Raw genomic sequence first — 19388 nt, forward strand, 5'->3', positions numbered from 1 at the left:
TAACTAATTAATATGCTCTTTAAAAATTTGGAAAGCTGATATTAAAATTCTTATAGATACTTGTATCTATAAAGAGTTTTCAAAAGTAAAAATATGCCAGTTAATCAGCAATGATTAATCGGTATCTACTTTAGTATTCTCATCATTATTTGATGAATTAACTTCTGGCGAAGTTAACAGCTGTCACTAACAAAGACCCGTTTGGGTTGTATGGTTAAGTGACTAAGCGTACACGGTGGATGCCTTGGCAGTTGGAGGCGATGAAGGACGTATTAACTTGCGATAAGCCTAGTCAAGCTAGTAAAAAGCGCTTGAGACTAGGATTTCCGAATGGGGAAACCCACCTGCTTGCAGGTATCTTACACTGAATACATAGGTGTAAGAGGCGAACGCGGAGAACTGAAACATCTAAGTACCCGTAGGAACAGAAATCAACCGAGATTCCGGAAGTAGCGGCGAGCGAAACCGGACCAGCCCTTAAGCTTATTATGTGTTAGTGGAACATTCTGGAAAGTTTGACGATACAGGGTGATAGTCCCGTACACGAAAATGCATCTTAAGTGAAATCGAGTAGGTCGGAGCACGTGAAACTTTGACTGAATATAGGTGGACCATCATCTAAGGCTAAATACTCCCAACTGACCGATAGTGAACCAGTACCGTGAGGGAAAGGCGAAAAGAACCCCTGTGAGGGGAGTGAAATAGAACCTGAAACCGTGTACGTACAAGCAGTAGGAGCCCTTCGAGGGTGACTGCGTACCTTTTGTATAATGGGTCAGCGACTTATATTTTGTAGCGAGGTTAACCGAATAGGGTAGCCGTAGGGAAACCGAGTCTTAACTGGGCGTTGAGTTGCAAGGTATAGACCCGAAACCCGGTGATCTAGCCATGGGCAGGTTGAAGGTTGAGTAACATCAACTGGAGGACCGAACCCACTAACGTTGAAAAGTTAGGGGATGACCTGTGGCTAGGAGTGAAAGGCTAATCAAACCGGGAGATAGCTGGTTCTCCCCGAAATCTATTTAGGTAGAGCCTCGGACGAATACTTACGGGGGTAGAGCACTGTTAAGGCTAGGGGGTCATCCCGACTTACCAACCCTTTGCAAACTCCGAATACCGTAAAGTACTATCCGGGAGACACACGGCGGGTGCTAACGTCCGTCGTGAAGAGGGAAACAACCCAGACCGCCAGCTAAGGTCCCAAAGTCATAGTTAAGTGGGAAACGATGTGGAAAGGCCCAGACAGCCAGGAGGTTGGCTTAGAAGCAGCCATCCTTTAAAGAAAGCGTAATAGCTCACTGGTCGAGTCGGTCTGCGCGGAAGATGTAACGGGGCTAAACTATGCACCGAAGCTGCGGATTCAAACTATGTTTGAGTGGTAGGGGAGCGTTCTGTAAGCCGTTGAAGGTGTACCGGGAGGTATGCTGGAGGTATCAGAAGTGCGAATGCTGACATGAGTAACGATAATGCGGGTGAAAAACCCGCACGCCGGAAGACCAAGGGTTCCTATCCCATGTTAATCAGGGTAGGGTAAGTCGACCCCTAAGGCGAGGCCGAAAGGCGTAGTCGATGGGAAACGGGTTAATATTCCCGTACTTGGTATAATTGCGATGGGGGGACGGAGCAGGCTAAACAAGCATGGCGTTGGTTGTCCATGTGAAAGTATGTAGGTTGGTGACTTAGGAAAATCCGGGTTGCTAAGACTGAGATACGAGACGAGCCACTAAGGTGGTGAAGTTGTTGATGCCATACTTCCAGGAAAAGCCTCTAAGCTTCAGATTATACCGAATCGTACCCCAAACCGACACAGGTGGTCAGGTAGAGAATACTAAGGCGCTTGAGAGAACTCGGGTGAAGGAACTAGGCAAAATTGTACCGTAACTTCGGGAGAAGGTACGCTCCTATCTGTGATGAGATTTACTCTCTAAGCGGACGGGAGCCGCAGTGACCAGGTGGCTGGGACTGTTTATTAAAAACACAGCACTGTGCAAAATCGCAAGATGACGTATACGGTGTGACACCTGCCCGGTGCCGGAAGGTTAATTGATGGGGTTAGTTTTCGGACGAAGCTCTTGATCGAAGCCCCGGTAAACGGCGGCCGTAACTATAACGGTCCTAAGGTAGCGAAATTCCTTGTCGGGTAAGTTCCGACCTGCACGAATGGTGTAACCATGGCCACGCTGTCTCCACCCGAGACTCAGTGAAATTGAAATCGCAGTGAAGATGCTGTGTACCCGCGGCTAGACGGAAAGACCCCGTGAACCTTTACTACAGCTTGGCACTGAACATTGACCCTACATGTGTAGGATAGGTGGGAGGCTTTGAAGCAGAAACGCTAGTTTTTGTGGAGCCGTCCTTGAAATACCACCCTTGTAGTGTTGATGTTCTAACGTTGGCCCCTAATCGGGGTTACGGACAGTGCCTGGTGGGTAGTTTGACTGGGGCGGTCTCCTCCCAAAGAGTAACGGAGGAGCACGAAGGTTGGCTAAGTACGGTCGGACATCGTACGGTTAGTGTAATGGTAGAAGCCAGCTTAACTGCGAGACAGACACGTCGAGCAGGTACGAAAGTAGGTCATAGTGATCCGGTGGTTCTGAATGGAAGGGCCATCGCTCAACGGATAAAAGGTACTCCGGGGATAACAGGCTGATACCGCCCAAGAGTTCATATCGACGGCGGTGTTTGGCACCTCGATGTCGGCTCATCACATCCTGGGGCTGAAGTCGGTCCCAAGGGTATGGCTGTTCGCCATTTAAAGTGGTACGCGAGCTGGGTTTAGAACGTCGTGAGACAGTTCGGTCCCTATCTGCCGTGGGCGTTTGAGAATTGAGAGGGGTTGCTCCTAGTACGAGAGGACCGGAGTGAACGAACCGCTGGTGTTCGGGTTGTCATGCCAATGGCATTGCCCGGTAGCTACGTTCGGAACTGATAAGCGCTGAAAGCATCTAAGCGCGAAGCAGGCCTCGAGATGAGTTCTCACTAGACTTTTAAAGTCTCTGAAGGGCCGTTGAAGACTACAACGTTGATAGGCAGGATGTGGAAGTGGTGTGAGCCATTAAGCTAACCTGTACTAATTACCCGTGAGGCTTAACCATACAACGCCAAACGCGTTTTATGACAGCGTAACAGACAGAAGTTAAGAAACTAAAGTAGACATTTACTTGATATCAGAATTCCAAATTTATTAATTTGCTCAGATGAGCGAATTAAAACCAAATTTGCTTGGTGACAATAGCGTTTTGGACCCACCTGACCCCATGCCGAACTCAGTAGTGAAACGAAACAGCGCCGATGATAGTGTGGCATTTGCCATGTGAAAGTAGGACATCGCCAGGCTCCAAATTCAGTCGCAAGACTTTAAATTAAAAATAATAAGAAAATTGAAAAGAATTTTCTTGGTGACAATAGCGTTTTGGACCCACCTGACCCCATGCCGAACTCAGTAGTGAAACGAAACAGCGCCGATGATAGTGTGGCATTTGCCATGTGAAAGTAGGACATCGCCAGGCTCCAAATTAGAGAAAGCCCGATTCGAAAGAGTCGGGCTTTTTTGCGTTTGAGCTATCAGCTTTCAGCCGTCAGACGTCAGCTGAAATACAGAGATATCAGAGGTTAGATGTCAGTTGAACTGTGTGGTTGTTTAGTACCGAGACTCCCTCAGCAACATCCCCGTAGGAGGCACTTCAGTGCCGAATAGACAGGAGACATCAGACGTCAGATAATAGATGTTAGTTGATCTACCGGGTTGTTATGTAACTGAGTCACCCTCAGCAACAAAACCCCGTAGGAGGCACTTCAGTCGAATTCAGACCAGAACAAACATATTCATGGCTAAAGCCAATCCTACAAGCACACTTTACCTAAAGCCTAAAGCCTAAAGCCTCCGGCAGAGGGAGACGCAGCACCAAACAACCCCACCGTGCGGCTGAACGCTGACGGCTGAAAGCTGATAGCTCTGTGTTGGGTTTCGCTGCGCTCTACCCAACCTACGCCAGATCCTCAAACTTTACTCTTTCTAACTCGTATCTTTCCCCTCTCTAACTTGCAACTTTACTCTCACAAACTTGCTTCACTTACCTTGTTATGCGATAAAGCGTTTTATATTTGTAATACAATTAAGGTTTGCTGTGTCTCGTAAGAAAACGACCAAGTCAAAAGGCTCTTCAGGTTTAAATCGTAAAAATAGTGAAGCATTTATTGCTAAGTTCTCATCGCATCCAGATACGCATCTATGCCCGTCGGGTTTAATGTATAAAGTGATTGATGATGTTGCAGGAGAGAGCGTATCAGAGTTCGATACAGTGGTTATTAATCAACGTATTATGCTTGCAGATGGCAGTGTCATTGCCGACAGTTATAAAGCGGGTATGCCTGAGGTTTTCGCATTATCCGAAGCTATAGAAGGGTTAAGAGAAGGGTTGCTATTAATGAATATCGGCTCTCGTTATGAATTTGTGATCCCCCCAGAGCTTGCTTGGGGTAAAAAAGGTAACGGTGGCAAGATTGGCGCAAATGCAGTGCTGCATTTTGATGTTCGTTTAATGCGTTTAGCTTAACTCTCTGAGCATAACAGCCTTAGCATAAGTCGACAGAGTATATAAAACGCGTTAACGTTCACTATTGGTATACTGAGGAACATTATGGACGCATTTACTTCACGAGTTTACTTTCTTCGCCATGGCGAAATCGCTACGCCTGGAATTCTTTCTGGGCAAATCGATGTCGATTTATCAGAGCTTGGTCTTAAACAAATGCGCCAAGCTTCTGCTGAGCTCATAAATTTAAATGCCATATATAGCTCTCCGCTAAAGCGTTGCTCAGTCCACGCTGATTATTTAGCAAAACAACACTTATGGCATGTACAGTATAATAATGCCCTGAAAGAGTTTAATTTTGGTGATTGGGATGGCCAAGATTACCAACAGCTTTGGCAGCAAACGAGTAAACCTCATATCGGTGATTTTTGGCAGCACCCTTGGCAAGTAAACGTACCTAATGGTGAATCTATGGCAGACTTTTACGCTCGGGTAGAGGCATGGTGGCACACGTTTTTGCAATCATTGTGTGAATCTAAGCATGAACAGTCATTGGTAATTAGCCATGCTGGGGTGATTAAACAAATTCTCGCTATTGTTTGTCAGATGCCAAAACAATCAGCCACACATTTAAATGTTTTCCATATTCCTTATGCAGGGCTAATTACAGTTGATGTATATATAGATGAACAAGGACAAGCTTGGCCTAAAATTGTTTTTTAGCCATCTAGAGCGATATTCATTGAATTATTTACTTAGCCCGCCATAATACTCATATGCTATGGAATGGGGTGAAATTCTCCAGCTGTTCCCGCAACTGTAATCCATCTAAATAATGGTCAGCCAGATACTTAGCACTAACAATTAATCATCGAGCGGGTCAACTCACGTCATTTTCTGGTACTTACCAGTGCTTTCTTGTGCGTTGCGATTACTCGCCAAGAGAGAATAAGCTTGCAACAAAATAGCCTTAGCGCTGCGCCATTAATATCAGTGTCTGATTTAAGTTGGGGTACTGCGAATAAAACGATACTTAAATCAATTAACCTTGAGTTAAAAGCAGGGCAATTTATCGGTCTACTCGGCCCTAATGGGGCGGGTAAATCAAGCTTGCTGCGTTGCCTTTATCGTTACTTGAAACCTCAGCAAGGGGTTGTGCTGCTTAGCGGTCAAGATATTTGGCAAATCAGTGCTGATGAATATGCAAAGCAGGTTGCTGTGGTTTTACAAGAGTCTCCATCGCAGTTTAATTTGTCTTTGTTCGATGTAGTGAGTTTAGGCTTAACACCTCATAAGCGACTTTTCAGCGGCACTTCTGCCAATGATAAGCAGCGAATATATCAAGCTATAGAGCAGGTTGGTTTGTCTCATCATAGTGAGCAAGCATTTGATTCGCTCTCAGGTGGCGAAAAGCAAAGAGCGCTTATTGCACGCTCTATCGTACAACAACCTAAGTTGCTCATCATGGATGAGCCTACCAGTCACCTTGATGTTAAATACCAAATTCAAATAATGGAATTAGCAAAGTCCCTTGATGTGACTGTGCTTGCCTCGTTTCATGACTTAAATCTTGCCGCGAGTTTATGTGATGAACTCATCGTGATTGATGAGGGGTGTTTGGTTTGTCAGGGGCAACCAAAAGCGGTTCTTACTGAGCAGCTGTTGAGTGATGTATTTGGTGTCTGCGCAGCGGTATCTGCTCACCCGCAATCAAGTACTGATAAGTTTATTCCGCACATCACTTATTTTTATGGCTATCAGACACAGGAGCATCAAAATGACTGATGCAATGCGTTTAAGTATATGTGTTGTCGTAGGGCTTATTAGTTGTTTTTTAGCACTGAGCTTTGGTGCTGCAAATACGCCACTGAGTGATGTTTTTAATGGCTTGTTTAGTCAAGGTAGCGATGAATTTGTACAGCGTATTATTTGGCAATTGCGTATGCCAAGAACGGTGCTGGCATTTTTAGCGGGATCTGGGCTGGCTCTGGCAGGACTAATTTTACAGACTGTAACCCGAAACCCGCTTGCTGACCCTTACTTGTTTGGTATTTCTTCTGGGGCTTCATTTGGTGTGGTGTGTTTTATAGCCCTAACCGGTGTGAGTTTTGGCTTTAGTATGTCAGTTGCTGCATTTGCCGGAAGCTTACTTTCTATGCTGTTGCTTATTGCTATAGCAGGGCGTCGTCATGTTGGCCAAGTTGAAGCCATGTTACTCGCTGGTGTTGCTTTATCTTTTTTATTTAGTGCTCTGACTAGTCTGCTGCTTTATTTTAGCGATCCGCAAGCCATCACCGCCATTTTGTTTTGGACGATGGGCAGTTTTTCTCGTGCCCAGTGGGACACTCTTTGGCTGCCATTTGCCGTTATTATTGCCTGTATGACGCTGATGATTGCATTTCGTCGTCAGCTAAATGCAATGCTGCTCGGTGATGAAAGTGCAGCGACTTTGGGTATTCATGTGCAACGCTTTCGGATCATGATGCTGCTGCTAAGTTCATTAATAACAGCGGTGCTTGTTGCTATGTGTGGGGGTGTTGGTTTTGTCGGCCTGATGATCCCACATATTGTGCGCTACTTTTCGCCGCAAGGCAGCAGCCATAACTTAGTTATGACATCCTTGGTAGGTGGCATTTTTATGGTGTGGGTCGATGTGTTATGCCGAACCCTATTGAATAACCAAGAACTACCTGTTGGTGTGATCACAGCCGCTATCGGTAGTGTGTTCTTTTTATTCTTACTTTATTTTCGTAAACAGAGCAGGTAGCTAATGTTTAATATCATGCCTCTTAATCAGCAATTTTCAGCTTTAATTCAACAAAAATTAGACCTTAAAACAAAGCCGCTAGGCGCTTTAGGTCAGCTTGAAAGTTGTGCCAAACAATTAACGCTTATTTTTTCAAAGCAGCTTGATAGTGAGCAGGCGCTAGTTGCCTTTAAACCGGTTATTTCAAACCCTTCTCTAATTGTATTTGCGGGCGATCATGGTGTGGCAAGCCAAGGTGTGTCAATTGCTCCTAGCAGCGTTACATCACAAATGGTGGCAAACTTTGCAGCAGGAGGCGCTGCGATCAACGTGTTTTGCCGTCAGCTGGGCTGGCAGCTGGAAGTTGTTGATGCAGGAACACTCAGTACTTCACACGATAAAAGTGTGCATAACCAGCGTTTAGGTGACATCACTGCACCACTGAATACAGAAATGGCCATGTCACTTAGCCAGGTTGAAAAAGGGTTTGCATTAGCCAAGCAGCGAGTTCATTCACTCTATGAGCAAGGCTGTAATACCATCGCCTTTGGTGAGATGGGCATTGGCAATACCACAAGTGCTGCGGCATTAATGGCTGCCTTGTTGTCGTTACCAGTCAGCCAATGTGTTGGTAAAGGCACAGGTGTGAGCGACGAGGTTATCGCTAAAAAAATCAAGGTTGTCGAGCAAGCCCTCCAATTGCATCAAGCTCATTTTGACGACCCATTAATGACGCTTGCGGCATTAGGTGGTTTTGAAATTGTTCAGATCACCGGTGCTATTTTAGCTGCTGCGGAGCTTGGCATGGCCGTGATCGTGGATGGCTTTATTTGTACTGCAGCGGCACTTGTTGCAACTCACATTAATGCAAACGCTCGCGATTACATGATATTTGCTCATGCCTCTGATGAACAAGGGCATAAAGCAATGCTCAATGCCTTGCATGCAGCACCATTATTGCAGCTTGATTTACGTTTAGGAGAGGGCACCGGGGCTGCGCTTGCTTTACCTTTACTGCAAGCATCTTTGGCGTTTTATAATGACATGGCAAGTTTTGCCGATGCCAATGTTGAGCAAGTTGTCTGATATGAGCGCTGAACAACACACTTCTGATTCTATCCCAAGTCAGCTTCAGCTATTTTTGCTAGCGCTTAGTTTTTTAACGCGTATCCCCGTTAAATTAAACTTTGCAGTATCGAGTCAGGCACTCAATCAGGCCAGCCGCTATTTTGCATTGGTCGGTGTGATATTAGGTGCACTTTTAGCGTTGAGTTTTTTACTGTTAAGTTGGTTATTCCCTGCTGCCATTGCAGTCGCGTTAGTTATGGCGTTTAGCTTGATAATCACAGGGGCATTTCATGAAGATGGCCTTGCTGATGTCTGGGATGGCTTTGGTGGTGGTTGGCACGTTGCAGATAAGCTGAGCATTATGAAAGACAGTCGCTTAGGTACCTATGGTGCTGCAGCGCTTGTGATGGCCTTATTAATTAAGTACCAAACACTTGTAGCACTTAGTGAAGTAACCAGTACTGTGATTATTGCACTTGTTTTAGGGCAAAGCTTAAGTCGGGTTGTCGCAACAAGTTTAATTGCAGACATGGACTATGTAAGTCAGGACGCCACATCTAAAGTAAAACCAATTGCGATGCATTTAAGCACGCAAAGTTATCAAATACTGTTAGCAACAGGCGGTGCGGTGTTAGCAATTGCATGGTTGTTTTTTGGCTTCACTTTAGGGCAATTATTAATACTCATCAGTGTGCTTTGTGTTACTCGCTTACTATTGAAGCGCTGGTTTGAAAAACAGCTATCAGGCTACACCGGCGATTGCTTAGGAGCAGCCCAGCAAGTATCTGAGCTTGTTACTTACCTTTGCTTGGTGAGTTTATTATGAGCCAACAACATACTTTAATTTTAGGCGGTGCTCGCAGCGGTAAAAGCCGTTTTGCTGAGCAGCTGGCAACAGATTCAAACAAGCCGCTTATCTACATTGCCACAGCAAATGCGGGTGATGAAGAAATGACAGCCCGAATTAACAGGCATCAAGCAGAGCGCGCTAAGCATTGGCAACTTGTCGAAGAGCCTTTGTATTTGGCTAAAGCACTACAACAACATAGCCGAGCTGAAAACTGTATTCTAGTGGACTGTTTAACCTTATGGTTGAGTAATTGCTTATGCCAGCATGGTGAAGCATTTTGGCTTGAGCAAAAAGCGGCCTTACTCGATGTGCTATCGCTATTGCCGGGTGAGGTGATTTTTGTCAGCAATGAAGTCGGTCATGGCATTGTGCCGCTCGGTGAATTAAGCCGTCAGTTTGTTGATCATTCAGGTTGGTTGCATCAAGCCTTAGCACAGCAAGTTGCACGTGTTGAGTTTGTAATTGCAGGTCTTGCACAAACTTTAAAAAGAGAACAATGATGAAAACATTAATGGTGCAAGGCACGACCTCAGATGCAGGTAAAAGTACCCTTGTAGCAGCACTTTGCCGGATCTTTGCAGAGCGAGGCATAAAGGTTGCGCCCTTTAAGCCACAAAATATGGCGCTAAATAGCGCCGTAACCGCAGATGGTGGCGAGATAGGTCGCGCACAAGCTTTGCAAGCTGTGGCCGCAAAAGTCCCCGCAGAAGTCGATTTTAACCCTATCTTATTAAAACCTAACAGTGATACTGGGGCGCAGGTAATCGTTCATGGTAAAGCGCTGTCGAATATGGAAGCGGGCAGTTATCACGACTACAAAAAAGTGGCGATGGATGCAGTTCTTACTTCGCAGCAGCGCTTAAGTGAGCGTTTTGAATTACTGGTTGTGGAAGGTGCTGGGAGCCCCGCAGAAATTAACCTGCGAGAAAACGACATTGCTAATATGGGTTACGCTGAGGCGGTTGATTGCCCAGTGATCATCATTGCCGATATCGATAAAGGCGGCGTTTTTGCCCATTTAGTCGGAACATTAGCCTTGTTGTCTGAGTCAGAGCAGGCTCGCGTTAAAGGCTTTGTAATTAATCGTTTTCGGGGGGATATTGCGTTATTGCAAGGTGGCCTTGATTGGTTAGAGCAATACACCAATAAACCAGTGCTTGGGGTGCTACCTTATTTACATGACTTAGCACTCGATGCTGAAGATGCCGTTGCTATAACTAATCAGATCGATAAACCACAATTACGCATAGCAGTGCTGCTACTTCCTCATATTAGTAATCACACAGACTTTGATGCACTGCGATTACAACCCGAAATCGATTTACAGTATGTACGTCATACCCAGGCTATTCCAAGTGTTGATCTGATTATTATTCCGGGCAGTAAAAATGTACTGAGCGATTTAGCGTTTTTAAAAAATGAAGGTTGGCATAAACAAATAACACGTCATTTACGCTATGGCGGTAAAGTGCTAGGAGTATGTGGTGGGCTGCAGATGTTAGGCAACTACCTTGCAGATCCATATGCTGTGGAGTCTAATTTAGGCAGTGCTGAAGGACTCGGACTTGCTGACTTTGAAACGCAATTAGGGCAACAAAAAGTACTAAGCCAAGTCTCTGGCATTCTTCATTTAAACAATCGCGATAAAGCAATTTCAGGTTATGAAATTCACGCCGGGATTAGTCAAGGGCCGGCACTTGATAAGCCATTTTTGAGTTTTAATGAACACCCAAGTGGATTCAAAGTAGATGGTTTTATTAGTGATGATAACCAAGTAGCAGGTACTTACTTACATGGCTTGTTCGATACCCCTGAAGGCGTATCTGAGCTAATAACTTGGCTTGCACCAAATAGCCAAATTAAGCCGATTGATATTAACTTAAACCGTGAACAGCAGTTAAACCGTTTAGCTAGTGTAGTAGCAGAGAATCTCGATATTGAACAAATCATCAATATTTATGAGAACTTCAGTTTAGAGACATAAGGAACAACAATGAGCGAACAGAATCAAGATAAGCACCAACAACGCCAGCAAAAAGTAAAAGAAAAAGTCGACGAACGGATTGCTGCTGCACAAAAAGAGCAGGGTATTTTTCAGGTTATAACTGGCAACGGTAAAGGGAAATCGACTTCTGGGTTTGGTACTGTTGCACGTGCGGTAGGTCACGGAATGAAAGCAGCTGTATGTCAGTTTATTAAAGGCACATGGGAGTGTGGTGAACGCAACCTACTCGAAAAAGCGGGGGTTGAATTTGTTATTATGAACACCGGTTTTACTTGGGAAACACAAAACAAAGAGTCAGATACCGCTGCTGCGCAAGTGACATGGCAAGAAGCAAAAAGAATGCTGAAGGATGAGTCAATTAACCTCGTTATGCTAGATGAAATAACCTATATGATCACCTACGGCTATATTGATTTAGACGAAGTGCTAGAAGCCGTTAGCTCTCGTCCTGCTATGCAATCGGTGATTATTACAGGTCGTGGTGCGCACCGTAAACTAACCGACTTAGCTGATACAGTCAGTGAAGTCAGAAACGTAAAACACGCTTTTGATGCAGGAATAAAAGCGCAAAAAGGGTTCGATTTTTAACATGAGAACCATCAAGTTTGCACTCTTAGGTGTTTTATTTTATTTGCCTGCATTGGCTCAGGCTCATGAAATTAAAGAGCCGCAGCGTATCGTAGCCTTAGCACCGCACATTGTTGAAAACCTATTTGCGATTGGAGCAGGAGAGCGCATTGTCGGTACCGTTGACTATGCAGACTTTCCTCAGCAAGCGAATGATATCGAACGAGTAGGCGGCTATTACGGAATTAACATGGAAAAGCTGTTGTCGTTAAAACCAGACTTAGTTCTGGCTTGGAAAACGGGTAACAAAGCCGAAGATCTCGCTTACATTGAAAAATTAGGTATTCCGGTAGCGTATAGCAATCCAAATCAGGTTGATAATGTGGCTGATGAACTACGTAAACTAGGCACGCTTACGCATTTGCAAACCAAGGCAAATAAAGTAGCTAAAGAGTTTGAAACTAAACTCAATGCTATTCGCAGAGCGCAAGAAGGCAAACCGAAAGTCTCGGTGTTTTATCAATTATGGCCTGAGCCAATGATGACAGTTGGCGGAAACACTTGGATCAATCAGCTATTAACTATTTGTCATGCGGATAATGTGTTTGCTAATAGCGATACCGACTACCCGCGCATTAGTATTGAAAATGTATTGGTTGCCAATCCAGAGGTAGTGATTATTCCAGATGAAAAATCGAAAAAGCCTCAGCCAAAAATTGATTGGCGACAATGGCCTGAACTACCTGCGGTGCAGCATAACCAGTTTATTAGTGTAAACGCAGACTTATTGCACCGTTTTACAACCCGTATGCTTGATGGTTTGACCGACATGTGTGGTAAAATAGACGTTTCTCGTCAGCAAATACAGGCTTCAAAATGATCGATTGGCAAACATTTCTAGATACCGAGCTTGCTAAACCCTACATGCAAGAAACCTTACAATATGTGGCCGATAGACGCGCAGCAGGCGTTAGCGTTTATCCCAAAGATGAACAGGTATTCTCTGCTTTTGATGCCACCCCTCTGAGTGAAGTCAAAGTGGTTATTTTAGGGCAAGATCCTTATCACGGAGAAGGCCAAGCCCATGGCTTGTGTTTTTCGGTATTGCCTGAAGTTAAAAAGCTGCCGCCGTCTTTGAAAAACATGTACAAAGAACTGGCAACAGATATCGAAGGTTTTGAGATACCTCATCATGGCTATTTGCAAAGTTGGGCTGAGCAAGGCGTGTTTTTACTCAACACTGTACTAACGGTTGAGCAAGGTCAGGCTAATTCTCATAAACACCTTGGTTGGGAGCAATTTACCGATGCAGTGATTGCGCTTATCAATCAGCACTGCGACGGTGTGGTGTTTGTGCTCTGGGGCGCACATGCTCAGAAAAAGGGTAAGCGCATTGATACCTCGCGTCATCATGTGATCCAAGGTCCGCATCCATCACCGCTTTCTGCACATCGTGGCTTTTTTGGTTGTCAGCATTTTTCAAAGACAAACCAGCTACTTACTGATCAAAATAAAGCACCAATCAATTGGTCATTGCCACAAATTCTATAGAAAAAATGCAAAAGGCCCTTACGGGCCTTTAATTAAAAATCTAATTCATCAAGCTCAATGCTTTCAGTGAAATAGTCTAACTCCTGTAGTTCTTTGCGAAGTCTGTGCTTATCTTTCAAAGCTTCGATTTCGCGCCATTTTCTTTTTTTGTTTTTTTGAGAGGTCTTTCTTGTTGTACTAGGACCTTCTAATATTTCTAAAATATCGTCTAGGCTATCCATGAACTTCTCCTATTGATTTTTTTAACCTCGGAAATACCTATACCACAGGCTGCTCAAAAATAGAATAAAAAAGTGACAATACTGTTACAGAACTGTGATTGATAGATGAATAGATCAATGAGCGGAGATTTTTTAGAAACAAAAACGCCACCTAGCGGTGGCGTTTTAAAAAATGATGTCGTGTGAATTACATCGCTTTGAAGCGAGCTTCTAATTCAATTTGAGCTTCAGCAAAAGAGCGGATACCTTCAGCTAATTTCTCTGTTGCCATAGCATCTTGGTTGTGTAACCAACGGAACTGGCTTTCAGTTAATGGTGCTGGTTTTTCTTCAACAGTAAAGTCGCTCTCTAGTAGGTATTCTTGTGCATCTGTTAATTGGCCAAGCTCTTCTAAAAGTGCTGGGCTAATCGTTAGCTTATCACAACCTGTAAGCGCGATGATTTCGCCTGTGTTACGGAAGCTTGCACCCATAACAACCGTTTTGTAATCATGGCGTTTGTAGAATTCGTAAATGCTACGTACTGACTGCACACCAGGATCGTTTAGCGGATCTGTTGGTTTTTCCATGCCGTTAGCAACGTGCCAGTCTAGGATACGGCCAACAAAAGGTGAAATTAAAAATACATTCGCATCGGCACATGCGCGAGCTTGTGCTTCAGAGAATAACAGCGTTAAGTTACACTTAGTGCCTTCTTTTTCAAGCTGTTCTGCAGCTTTGATGCCTTCCCAAGTTGATGCAACTTTGATTAGGATTTTATCTTTGCTAACGCCTTCTTTTTCGTAAAGGCTCAGTAACGTATGTGCTTTGTCGATAGTCGCTTGGGTATCAAATGATAAACGTGCGTCAACTTCTGTTGAGATATAACCCGGAACGATTTCGCTAATTTCTTTACCAATTAATACAGCAAAGTAATCACATGCTAATTCAAGTTGTTTAGCTGCATCTTGCTCGGTTTCTTTGGCATATTGCCACGCTTTATCTAAATAAGGCTTATACGCTTCAATTTCACTGGCTTTTAAAAGTAGAGATGGGTTTGTTGTTGCATCTTCTGGTTGGTGCTTTTTGATAGCTTCGATATCACCTGTATCTGCAACAATAGATGAATGTTGTTTAAGCCTTTGTAGTGCTGAAGTCATTTGCTTTCCTCATTCCAAGCAAGTTAATAGAAAATCCATTATAGCGGCCTTAATGCTGCAACACTATGACAGTGTTTAATAGGTCAAATGTCCTCAATTTGGAAAACTAAGGCATTATGTATGAAAGTGCAGCGGATTAAGGCAGGACGAAACAAAACGTGCATTTTGATTCAATTAATGTTGAAATTGACATCAAACAAATTACAAGTCAATAGCTAAGTATGATCACTGTTATTTCACCAGCAAAAAATTTAGATTACGAAACACCAGCCACGACCGATAAATTCACTCAACCTGAATTACTCGAGCACAGCGAAGAGTTAATGTCAGTTTGCCGTGATTTAACACCAGCTCAAATTGGTAGCCTAATGAAAATCAGCGATAAACTAGCTGGTTTAAATGCAGCACGATTCGCTGAGTGGTCACAGCCATTTACGCAAGATAATGCAAAACAAGCGGTGCTAGCATTTAATGGTGACGTATACGGTGGTTTAGAAGCGCAAACTCTTAGCGATGCTGACCTTGATTACGCACAGTCAAACTTACGTATTTTGTCTGGCCTTTATGGTGTGCTTAAGCCATTAGATTTAATGCAAGCTTATCGCCTTGAGATGGGCACTAAATTAGAAAACCCACGCGGTAAAAACTTATATCAGTTTTGGGGCAGTGTCATCGCCGAAAAGCTTAATACAGTGCTTGCTGAGCAAGATAGCAAGTATTTAGTAAACCTTGCTTCGAACGAATATTTTAAAGCGGTTGATAAAAAAGCATTAAACGCACAAATCATCACCCCACATTTTAAAGACTGTAAAAACGGCCAATATAAAGTGATCAGCTTTTATGCTAAAAAAGCTCGCGGCATGATGGCGCGTTACATCATTGAAAATAAAATTACCCAATTAAGTGATTTAAAAGATTTCACCGTTGCGGGTTATTATTTTAGCAGCGATGCAACAGTAAAAGAATTAGAGCCTGTTTTCTTACGAGAAGAACAAAACTAATTCTGAGTTTAAAAGAATTTGTTAAAGCCGTGCTAAGCACGGCTTTTTTGTGCTTGTATGAAACTGGCGCTTATTTTGCAAAACACTTGTTATGTTTCTTAATGTATCAGGTAGTCGCATGTTAAAAATACCAACCGTCGGTGAGGCCGAAAAACTTATAGAAGAAAAGCTCGGTGGCTGGGTTGATATCATCATAAGCCATATTCCAAATTTCATTGTCGCAGTGATCATCACCATTGTATTTTCATTGCTGGCGCGTCTTGTCGGTTCAATGCTCAGAAAACTATTACGACGTTCATTAGAGTCTTCACAAATCGCCGACTTAATGTCATCGATAGTGAAGGTTATCGTGTTATGCGTAGGTTTATTTGTAGCCCTTGATTTCTTGGGCCTCAGAGGCACGGTCACCTCATTACTAGCCGGTGCGGGTATCGTAGGCCTCGCTATTGGTTTTGCCTTTCAGGATATGACAGAGAATCTTATAGCGGGTATTGCTATGGGGATTCGCAAACCATTCAAAACAGGAGATGTAATCCGCACCGAGAGCGTGTTTGGTACCGTTAAGGCGATTAACCTTCGAAATACCCTCATTGAGAATTTTTATGGACAACTCATCTTAGTGCCTAACAAGATTCTATTTAGAAATATACTCAGCAACTACAGCACCTTAGGTGTGCGTCGTATCGAGGTGCCTGTGGGTATTTCGTATGCCGACGACCCCGAGCAAGCCGCTGAGGTGATTGTTAAAAAAATCAATGAGTTTGATTTTGTTATTAAACAAGAAGAAACCGCCGTATACGCCGAAAGCTTTGGTGATAGCAGTGTCAACTTATTGGTTTGGTTTTGGATTAAATATCCCGGCGAAGCGGATTTCATGACCGTTCGTCACAAGGCTGTTGTGGCAGTAAGAAACGCGCTAAGCGAAGCTGACATGACCATCCCATTCCCAATCCGCACATTAGATTTTGGTATCAAAGGCGGCGAGAAATTAAATGCCATGATAAGCGAAAAACACCAAGATAAAGACGTAGAAGCACAAGCGACTGGTGAGTAAAATTTACTGACTCATCGGCGTGATTTACACAGGGAAGTGTTTGAGGGGGGGGAAGCCAAGTAAAAGGTATAGTTGATTACTAGCACCAATAAGCTAAGCTTGATTGTAGTAGTACTAAGTAGGATTATATCTGGATTTGATCTGTTTAAGATGAGTAAATTATGGCGATGGTAAAAAAAAGTATCACTGTGACTGCCCAACAAGAAAAATGGATGCAAGCACAGCTCGCTTCAGGTAATTATGCGAGTGACAGTGAGTTACTTAGAGATTTGATTAGAAAAGAGCAAATGCGAGCTTCTGAAATTGAAGCTATTCGTATGAAATTGATTGAAGCAGAGAAAAGTGGACTTTCAGATAAATCACCAAGTCAAATGTTAGCTAGTTTCAAGGAAGAAGCGAGTAAGGATGGGAAGTTATAAACTTAATATTCAAGCCGAAGCTTCTTACTCAGTGATTATTGCTGCAATACCTAATTTTTAAGCAATAACAACGATAGCTTTCTAGGCAGAATGAATAAGTGAGCGCTCTCAATATTTTGGATGTTGCACAGTTTTGCCCAACGCCTCTGCCGATAATATCCTCTTTGCATTCCATGCTTTCACGTCTGGAACACTGAAAAATTATCTATTACAACTTTCATGTTGTAGCTATTTACATTCCTTATAAACTCTTTGTAAGATCTCACGTTTTGTGGGTATATCATCTCTTTGATTTTCAATGTTATAGATACTATCTACATACCCATTCATTGTAGTTAATCTAGTGATAACGTTATCAGTCATATTAAAAGCATTACAAGGCATTATAAACATACGTGTAGAAGTATTACCGTTCCAGTTAGTTACCCCGCTTGGTTTTCCGTAGAATCTATTACCATCCAGTTTTATTTCAAAGCCATCTAAATTTTCAATCCCTTCCCATTGTACCCAGAGCTTAACAGTTCCATCATCTTCAATTACTGCTCTTGTAAACCTGTATGCGGGGGTAAATGTAGAATCTCCCTCAAAGCGGGCATTGCTATCATAAATTTGCCAGTAAACTTCTTTATGACTTTTTCCTGTCATTGGATCAACATAGGTTTCTGTACTAGTTGATTTACAACCCACAAGAGAAGTAATTATGCTGACAGTAATTAAAAATAATTTTTTCATACTAATTCCTTTACTCGAATTAAAAAGCCTCCCAAATAGCTGTATAAAAAGGAGAGGTTGTTCCGTCAATAAAATATTTTTTACTCAACTAATCTTAACGCGAAATAAATTTCACGCCTATAATAAAGTATTGCACCCTAAAAACAGGTATGCTCAAATCGGCTTATCGCTGACAGCTTGAGGCTTACAGCTTTGTTAAAGTTTTGTCCTACAAAAAAAGCGCAACCAGTTTAACTGTTTGCGCTTTTTTATCTATTCGATATGCGAATTATTAGTGAAGGATACGGGCTCTAATTGTACCTTCAACAGCACTTAGTTCTTTAAGTGCCACTTCTGAGTGATCTGTATCGACATCAATAACTACGTAACCAATTGCTTCGTCAGTTTGTAAGTATTGAGCTGCGATGTTGATACCGTGCTGTGCAAACGCTTGGTTAATTTGCGTTAGGATACCCGGGCGGTTGTGGTGTACGTGTAATAAACGGCTACGGTTTGCAAGCTCAGGTAGTGATACTTCAGGGAAGTTAACCGCAGTAATGGTTGAACCATTATCTGAGTACTTAGCAAGTTTACCCGCTACTTCAATACCGATATTTTCTTGTGCTTCTTGAGTTGAACCACCAATGTGTGGCGTCAAAATCACGTTATCAAAACCACGTAGAGGAGAAACAAACTCTTCATCATTAGATTTTGGCTCTACAGGGAATACGTCAATTGCAGCGCCGCTCAGCTTTTTCTCACGGAGTGATTCAGCTAGTGCATCGATATCAACAACGGTACCGCGAGATGCGTTAATTAAAATAGCGCCTTGCTTCATTACTTCAAGCTCAGCCATACCGATTAGGTTTTTCGTTTGCGGCGTTTCAGGAACATGTAAGCTAATAACATCAGCACGTTGTAATAACTGAGTTAGGTTATGAACTTGCGTTGCATTACCTAGTGTTAGCTTGTCTTCAATATCGTAAAACTCTACGTTCATACCGATATTTTCAGCCATGATACCTAGCTGTGTACCAATGTGGCCGTAACCAATAATGCCGAGTGTTTTACCACGGGCTTCGAATGAACCATTGGCTGATTTTAACCAACCACCGCGGTGTGCTAGGGCATTACGCTCTGGAATACCACGAAGCAGTAATAAGATTTCACCAAGTACTAATTCTGCAACAGAGCGGGTGTTTGAGAATGGCGCGTTAAATACCGCAATACCACGTTCACGGGCACCTTGCAGGTCGACTTGGTTAGTACCGATACAGAAGCAGCCGATTGCGACTAGCTTTTCAGCTGCTTCTAATACCGCTTCATTAATATGAGTGCGAGAACGAAGGCCTACAAAGTGCACATCTTTAATGCGCTCAATTAGCTCGTCTTCAGGTAAGGATGTTTTTACGTAATCAATATTGCTGTAGCCATTACGCTTAAGCGTTTCTACAGCACTTTGGTGCACGCCTTCCAGCAAGAGAATTTTAATTTTGTCTTTTGCTAACGATACCTTACTCAT

Annotated in this window: 18 protein-coding genes, 3 rRNA genes and 1 riboswitch; of the genes, 17 read left to right on the top strand and 4 right to left on the bottom strand. The window is 43.2% G+C overall.

Annotation, left to right across the window (positions count from 1 at the left end):
* Positions 1–212 precede the first annotated feature (212 nt).
* The 14 genes from CWC28_RS09365 to ung all read left to right on the top strand — a co-directional run bounded on the left by CWC28_RS09365 (position 213) and on the right by ung (position 13322).
* Positions 213–3095: ribosomal RNA gene (locus tag CWC28_RS09365) — 23S ribosomal RNA — on the top strand.
* 126 nt (positions 3096–3221) lie between these two features.
* Positions 3222–3336: ribosomal RNA gene (rrf, locus tag CWC28_RS09370) — 5S ribosomal RNA — on the top strand.
* A gap of 58 nt (positions 3337–3394) precedes the next feature.
* Positions 3395–3509, top strand: a 5S ribosomal RNA gene (gene rrf, locus CWC28_RS09375).
* 618 nt (positions 3510–4127) lie between these two features.
* Complete coding sequence (locus tag CWC28_RS09380; RefSeq protein WP_063706214.1) at positions 4128–4556, top strand: FKBP-type peptidyl-prolyl cis-trans isomerase; 429 nt, start codon at positions 4128–4130, stop codon at positions 4554–4556.
* A gap of 84 nt (positions 4557–4640) precedes the next feature.
* Positions 4641–5258, top strand: a complete 618-nt coding sequence (locus CWC28_RS09385) for a histidine phosphatase family protein (RefSeq protein WP_063706216.1) — start codon at positions 4641–4643, stop codon at positions 5256–5258.
* A gap of 60 nt (positions 5259–5318) precedes the next feature.
* Positions 5319–5386, top strand: a riboswitch (cobalamin riboswitch).
* Positions 5387–5489: 103 nt separating this feature from the next.
* Complete coding sequence (locus CWC28_RS09390) at positions 5490–6320, top strand: ABC transporter ATP-binding protein (RefSeq protein ID WP_063706219.1); 831 nt, start codon at positions 5490–5492, stop codon at positions 6318–6320.
* Positions 6313–7302 carry a FecCD family ABC transporter permease gene (locus CWC28_RS09395; RefSeq protein ID WP_063706221.1) on the top strand — a complete coding sequence of 330 codons (990 nt, stop codon included), beginning with the start codon at positions 6313–6315 and terminating at the stop codon, positions 7300–7302. The genes CWC28_RS09390 and CWC28_RS09395 overlap by 8 nt, the downstream gene beginning before the upstream one ends.
* Before the next feature lie 3 nt (positions 7303–7305).
* Complete coding sequence (cobT, locus tag CWC28_RS09400; RefSeq protein WP_138625060.1) at positions 7306–8367, top strand: nicotinate-nucleotide--dimethylbenzimidazole phosphoribosyltransferase; 1062 nt, start codon at positions 7306–7308, stop codon at positions 8365–8367.
* A complete protein-coding gene (locus CWC28_RS09405) occupies positions 8321–9175 on the top strand; it encodes an adenosylcobinamide-GDP ribazoletransferase (protein ID WP_249324959.1) in 855 nt (284 codons plus the stop codon). The genes cobT and CWC28_RS09405 overlap by 47 nt, the downstream gene beginning before the upstream one ends.
* On the top strand, positions 9172–9699 hold the full coding sequence (gene cobU / locus CWC28_RS09410) for a bifunctional adenosylcobinamide kinase/adenosylcobinamide-phosphate guanylyltransferase (RefSeq protein ID WP_063707175.1): 528 nt from the start codon (positions 9172–9174) through the stop codon (positions 9697–9699). Before CWC28_RS09405 ends, cobU begins: the two co-directional genes overlap by 4 nt.
* Complete coding sequence (locus CWC28_RS09415) at positions 9699–11183, top strand: cobyric acid synthase (RefSeq protein WP_063706227.1); 1485 nt, start codon at positions 9699–9701, stop codon at positions 11181–11183. The genes cobU and CWC28_RS09415 overlap by 1 nt, the downstream gene beginning before the upstream one ends.
* A 9-nt stretch (positions 11184–11192) precedes the next feature.
* A complete protein-coding gene (gene cobO, locus CWC28_RS09420; RefSeq protein ID WP_054562333.1) occupies positions 11193–11792 on the top strand; it encodes a cob(I)yrinic acid a,c-diamide adenosyltransferase in 600 nt (199 codons plus the stop codon).
* A 1-nt stretch (position 11793) separates the two neighbouring features.
* Entirely contained in the window at positions 11794–12651 is an 858-nt protein-coding gene (locus CWC28_RS09425; protein ID WP_063706229.1) for a cobalamin-binding protein, read from the top strand.
* On the top strand, positions 12648–13322 hold the full coding sequence (gene ung / locus CWC28_RS09430; RefSeq protein ID WP_063706231.1) for a uracil-DNA glycosylase: 675 nt from the start codon (positions 12648–12650) through the stop codon (positions 13320–13322). The genes CWC28_RS09425 and ung overlap by 4 nt, the downstream gene beginning before the upstream one ends.
* 32 nt (positions 13323–13354) lie before the next feature.
* On the opposite strand, the gene CWC28_RS09435 is transcribed toward ung, so the two are convergent.
* Both CWC28_RS09435 and tal read right to left on the bottom strand, forming a co-directional pair.
* Positions 13355–13543, bottom strand: coding sequence for a DUF3545 family protein (locus tag CWC28_RS09435; RefSeq protein WP_063706234.1), 189 nt, complete (start codon positions 13541–13543; stop codon positions 13355–13357).
* A gap of 187 nt (positions 13544–13730) precedes the next feature.
* The gene (gene tal / locus CWC28_RS09440) at positions 13731–14681 is read right to left on the bottom strand and encodes a transaldolase (RefSeq protein ID WP_105175318.1); all 951 of its coding nucleotides are present in this window, start codon (positions 14679–14681) and stop codon (positions 13731–13733) included.
* Between the two features lie 221 nt (positions 14682–14902).
* Here tal and yaaA point away from each other — a divergent pair, with 221 nt between their 5' ends.
* The 3 genes from yaaA (at position 14903) to CWC28_RS09455 (ending at position 17155) form a co-directional block, all read left to right on the top strand.
* Complete coding sequence (gene yaaA / locus CWC28_RS09445; RefSeq protein WP_063706238.1) at positions 14903–15682, top strand: peroxide stress protein YaaA; 780 nt, start codon at positions 14903–14905, stop codon at positions 15680–15682.
* A gap of 118 nt (positions 15683–15800) precedes the next feature.
* Positions 15801–16736 carry a mechanosensitive ion channel family protein gene (locus CWC28_RS09450; RefSeq protein WP_063706240.1) on the top strand — a complete coding sequence of 312 codons (936 nt, stop codon included), beginning with the start codon at positions 15801–15803 and terminating at the stop codon, positions 16734–16736.
* 161 nt (positions 16737–16897) lie between these two features.
* The gene (locus CWC28_RS09455) at positions 16898–17155 is read left to right on the top strand and encodes a ribbon-helix-helix domain-containing protein (protein WP_063706242.1); all 258 of its coding nucleotides are present in this window, start codon (positions 16898–16900) and stop codon (positions 17153–17155) included.
* Positions 17156–17383: 228 nt separating this feature from the next.
* Here the strand turns inward: CWC28_RS09455 and CWC28_RS09460 are convergent, their stop codons facing one another.
* Complete coding sequence (locus CWC28_RS09460; protein WP_063706244.1) at positions 17384–17887, bottom strand: hypothetical protein; 504 nt, start codon at positions 17885–17887, stop codon at positions 17384–17386.
* Positions 17888–18158: 271 nt separating this feature from the next.
* Positions 18159–19388, bottom strand: coding sequence for a phosphoglycerate dehydrogenase (gene serA, locus CWC28_RS09465; RefSeq protein ID WP_063706246.1), 1230 nt, complete (start codon positions 19386–19388; stop codon positions 18159–18161).

The sequence above is a fragment of the Pseudoalteromonas sp. S4492 genome, from assembly GCF_005886115.1.
GTDB lineage: Bacteria > Pseudomonadota > Gammaproteobacteria > Enterobacterales > Alteromonadaceae > Pseudoalteromonas > Pseudoalteromonas gelatinilytica.

What these genes read in the sequence shown, in the direction of transcription:
- CWC28_RS09455 (WP_063706242.1), top strand. Translation starts at nt 16,898, where the DNA reads ATGGCGATGGTAAAAAAAAGTATCACTGTGACTGCCCAACAAGAAAAA.
- CWC28_RS09395 (WP_063706221.1), top strand. Translation starts at nt 6,313, where the DNA reads ATGACTGATGCAATGCGTTTAAGTATATGTGTTGTCGTAGGGCTTATT.
- CWC28_RS09460 (WP_063706244.1), bottom strand. Translation starts at nt 17,887, where the DNA reads ATGAAAAAATTATTTTTAATTACTGTCAGCATAATTACTTCTCTTGTG.
- yaaA (WP_063706238.1), top strand. Translation starts at nt 14,903, where the DNA reads ATGATCACTGTTATTTCACCAGCAAAAAATTTAGATTACGAAACACCA.
- cobU (WP_063707175.1), top strand. Translation starts at nt 9,172, where the DNA reads ATGAGCCAACAACATACTTTAATTTTAGGCGGTGCTCGCAGCGGTAAA.
- serA (WP_063706246.1), bottom strand. Translation starts at nt 19,388, where the DNA reads ATGAGTAAGGTATCGTTAGCAAAAGACAAAATTAAAATTCTCTTGCTG.
- cobT (WP_138625060.1), top strand. Translation starts at nt 7,306, where the DNA reads ATGTTTAATATCATGCCTCTTAATCAGCAATTTTCAGCTTTAATTCAA.
- tal (WP_105175318.1), bottom strand. Translation starts at nt 14,681, where the DNA reads ATGACTTCAGCACTACAAAGGCTTAAACAACATTCATCTATTGTTGCA.
- CWC28_RS09385 (WP_063706216.1), top strand. Translation starts at nt 4,641, where the DNA reads ATGGACGCATTTACTTCACGAGTTTACTTTCTTCGCCATGGCGAAATC.
- CWC28_RS09405 (WP_249324959.1), top strand. Translation starts at nt 8,321, where the DNA reads ATGACATGGCAAGTTTTGCCGATGCCAATGTTGAGCAAGTTGTCTGAT.
- CWC28_RS09435 (WP_063706234.1), bottom strand. Translation starts at nt 13,543, where the DNA reads ATGGATAGCCTAGACGATATTTTAGAAATATTAGAAGGTCCTAGTACA.
- CWC28_RS09425 (WP_063706229.1), top strand. Translation starts at nt 11,794, where the DNA reads ATGAGAACCATCAAGTTTGCACTCTTAGGTGTTTTATTTTATTTGCCT.
- ung (WP_063706231.1), top strand. Translation starts at nt 12,648, where the DNA reads ATGATCGATTGGCAAACATTTCTAGATACCGAGCTTGCTAAACCCTAC.
- CWC28_RS09450 (WP_063706240.1), top strand. Translation starts at nt 15,801, where the DNA reads ATGTTAAAAATACCAACCGTCGGTGAGGCCGAAAAACTTATAGAAGAA.
- CWC28_RS09415 (WP_063706227.1), top strand. Translation starts at nt 9,699, where the DNA reads ATGAAAACATTAATGGTGCAAGGCACGACCTCAGATGCAGGTAAAAGT.
- cobO (WP_054562333.1), top strand. Translation starts at nt 11,193, where the DNA reads ATGAGCGAACAGAATCAAGATAAGCACCAACAACGCCAGCAAAAAGTA.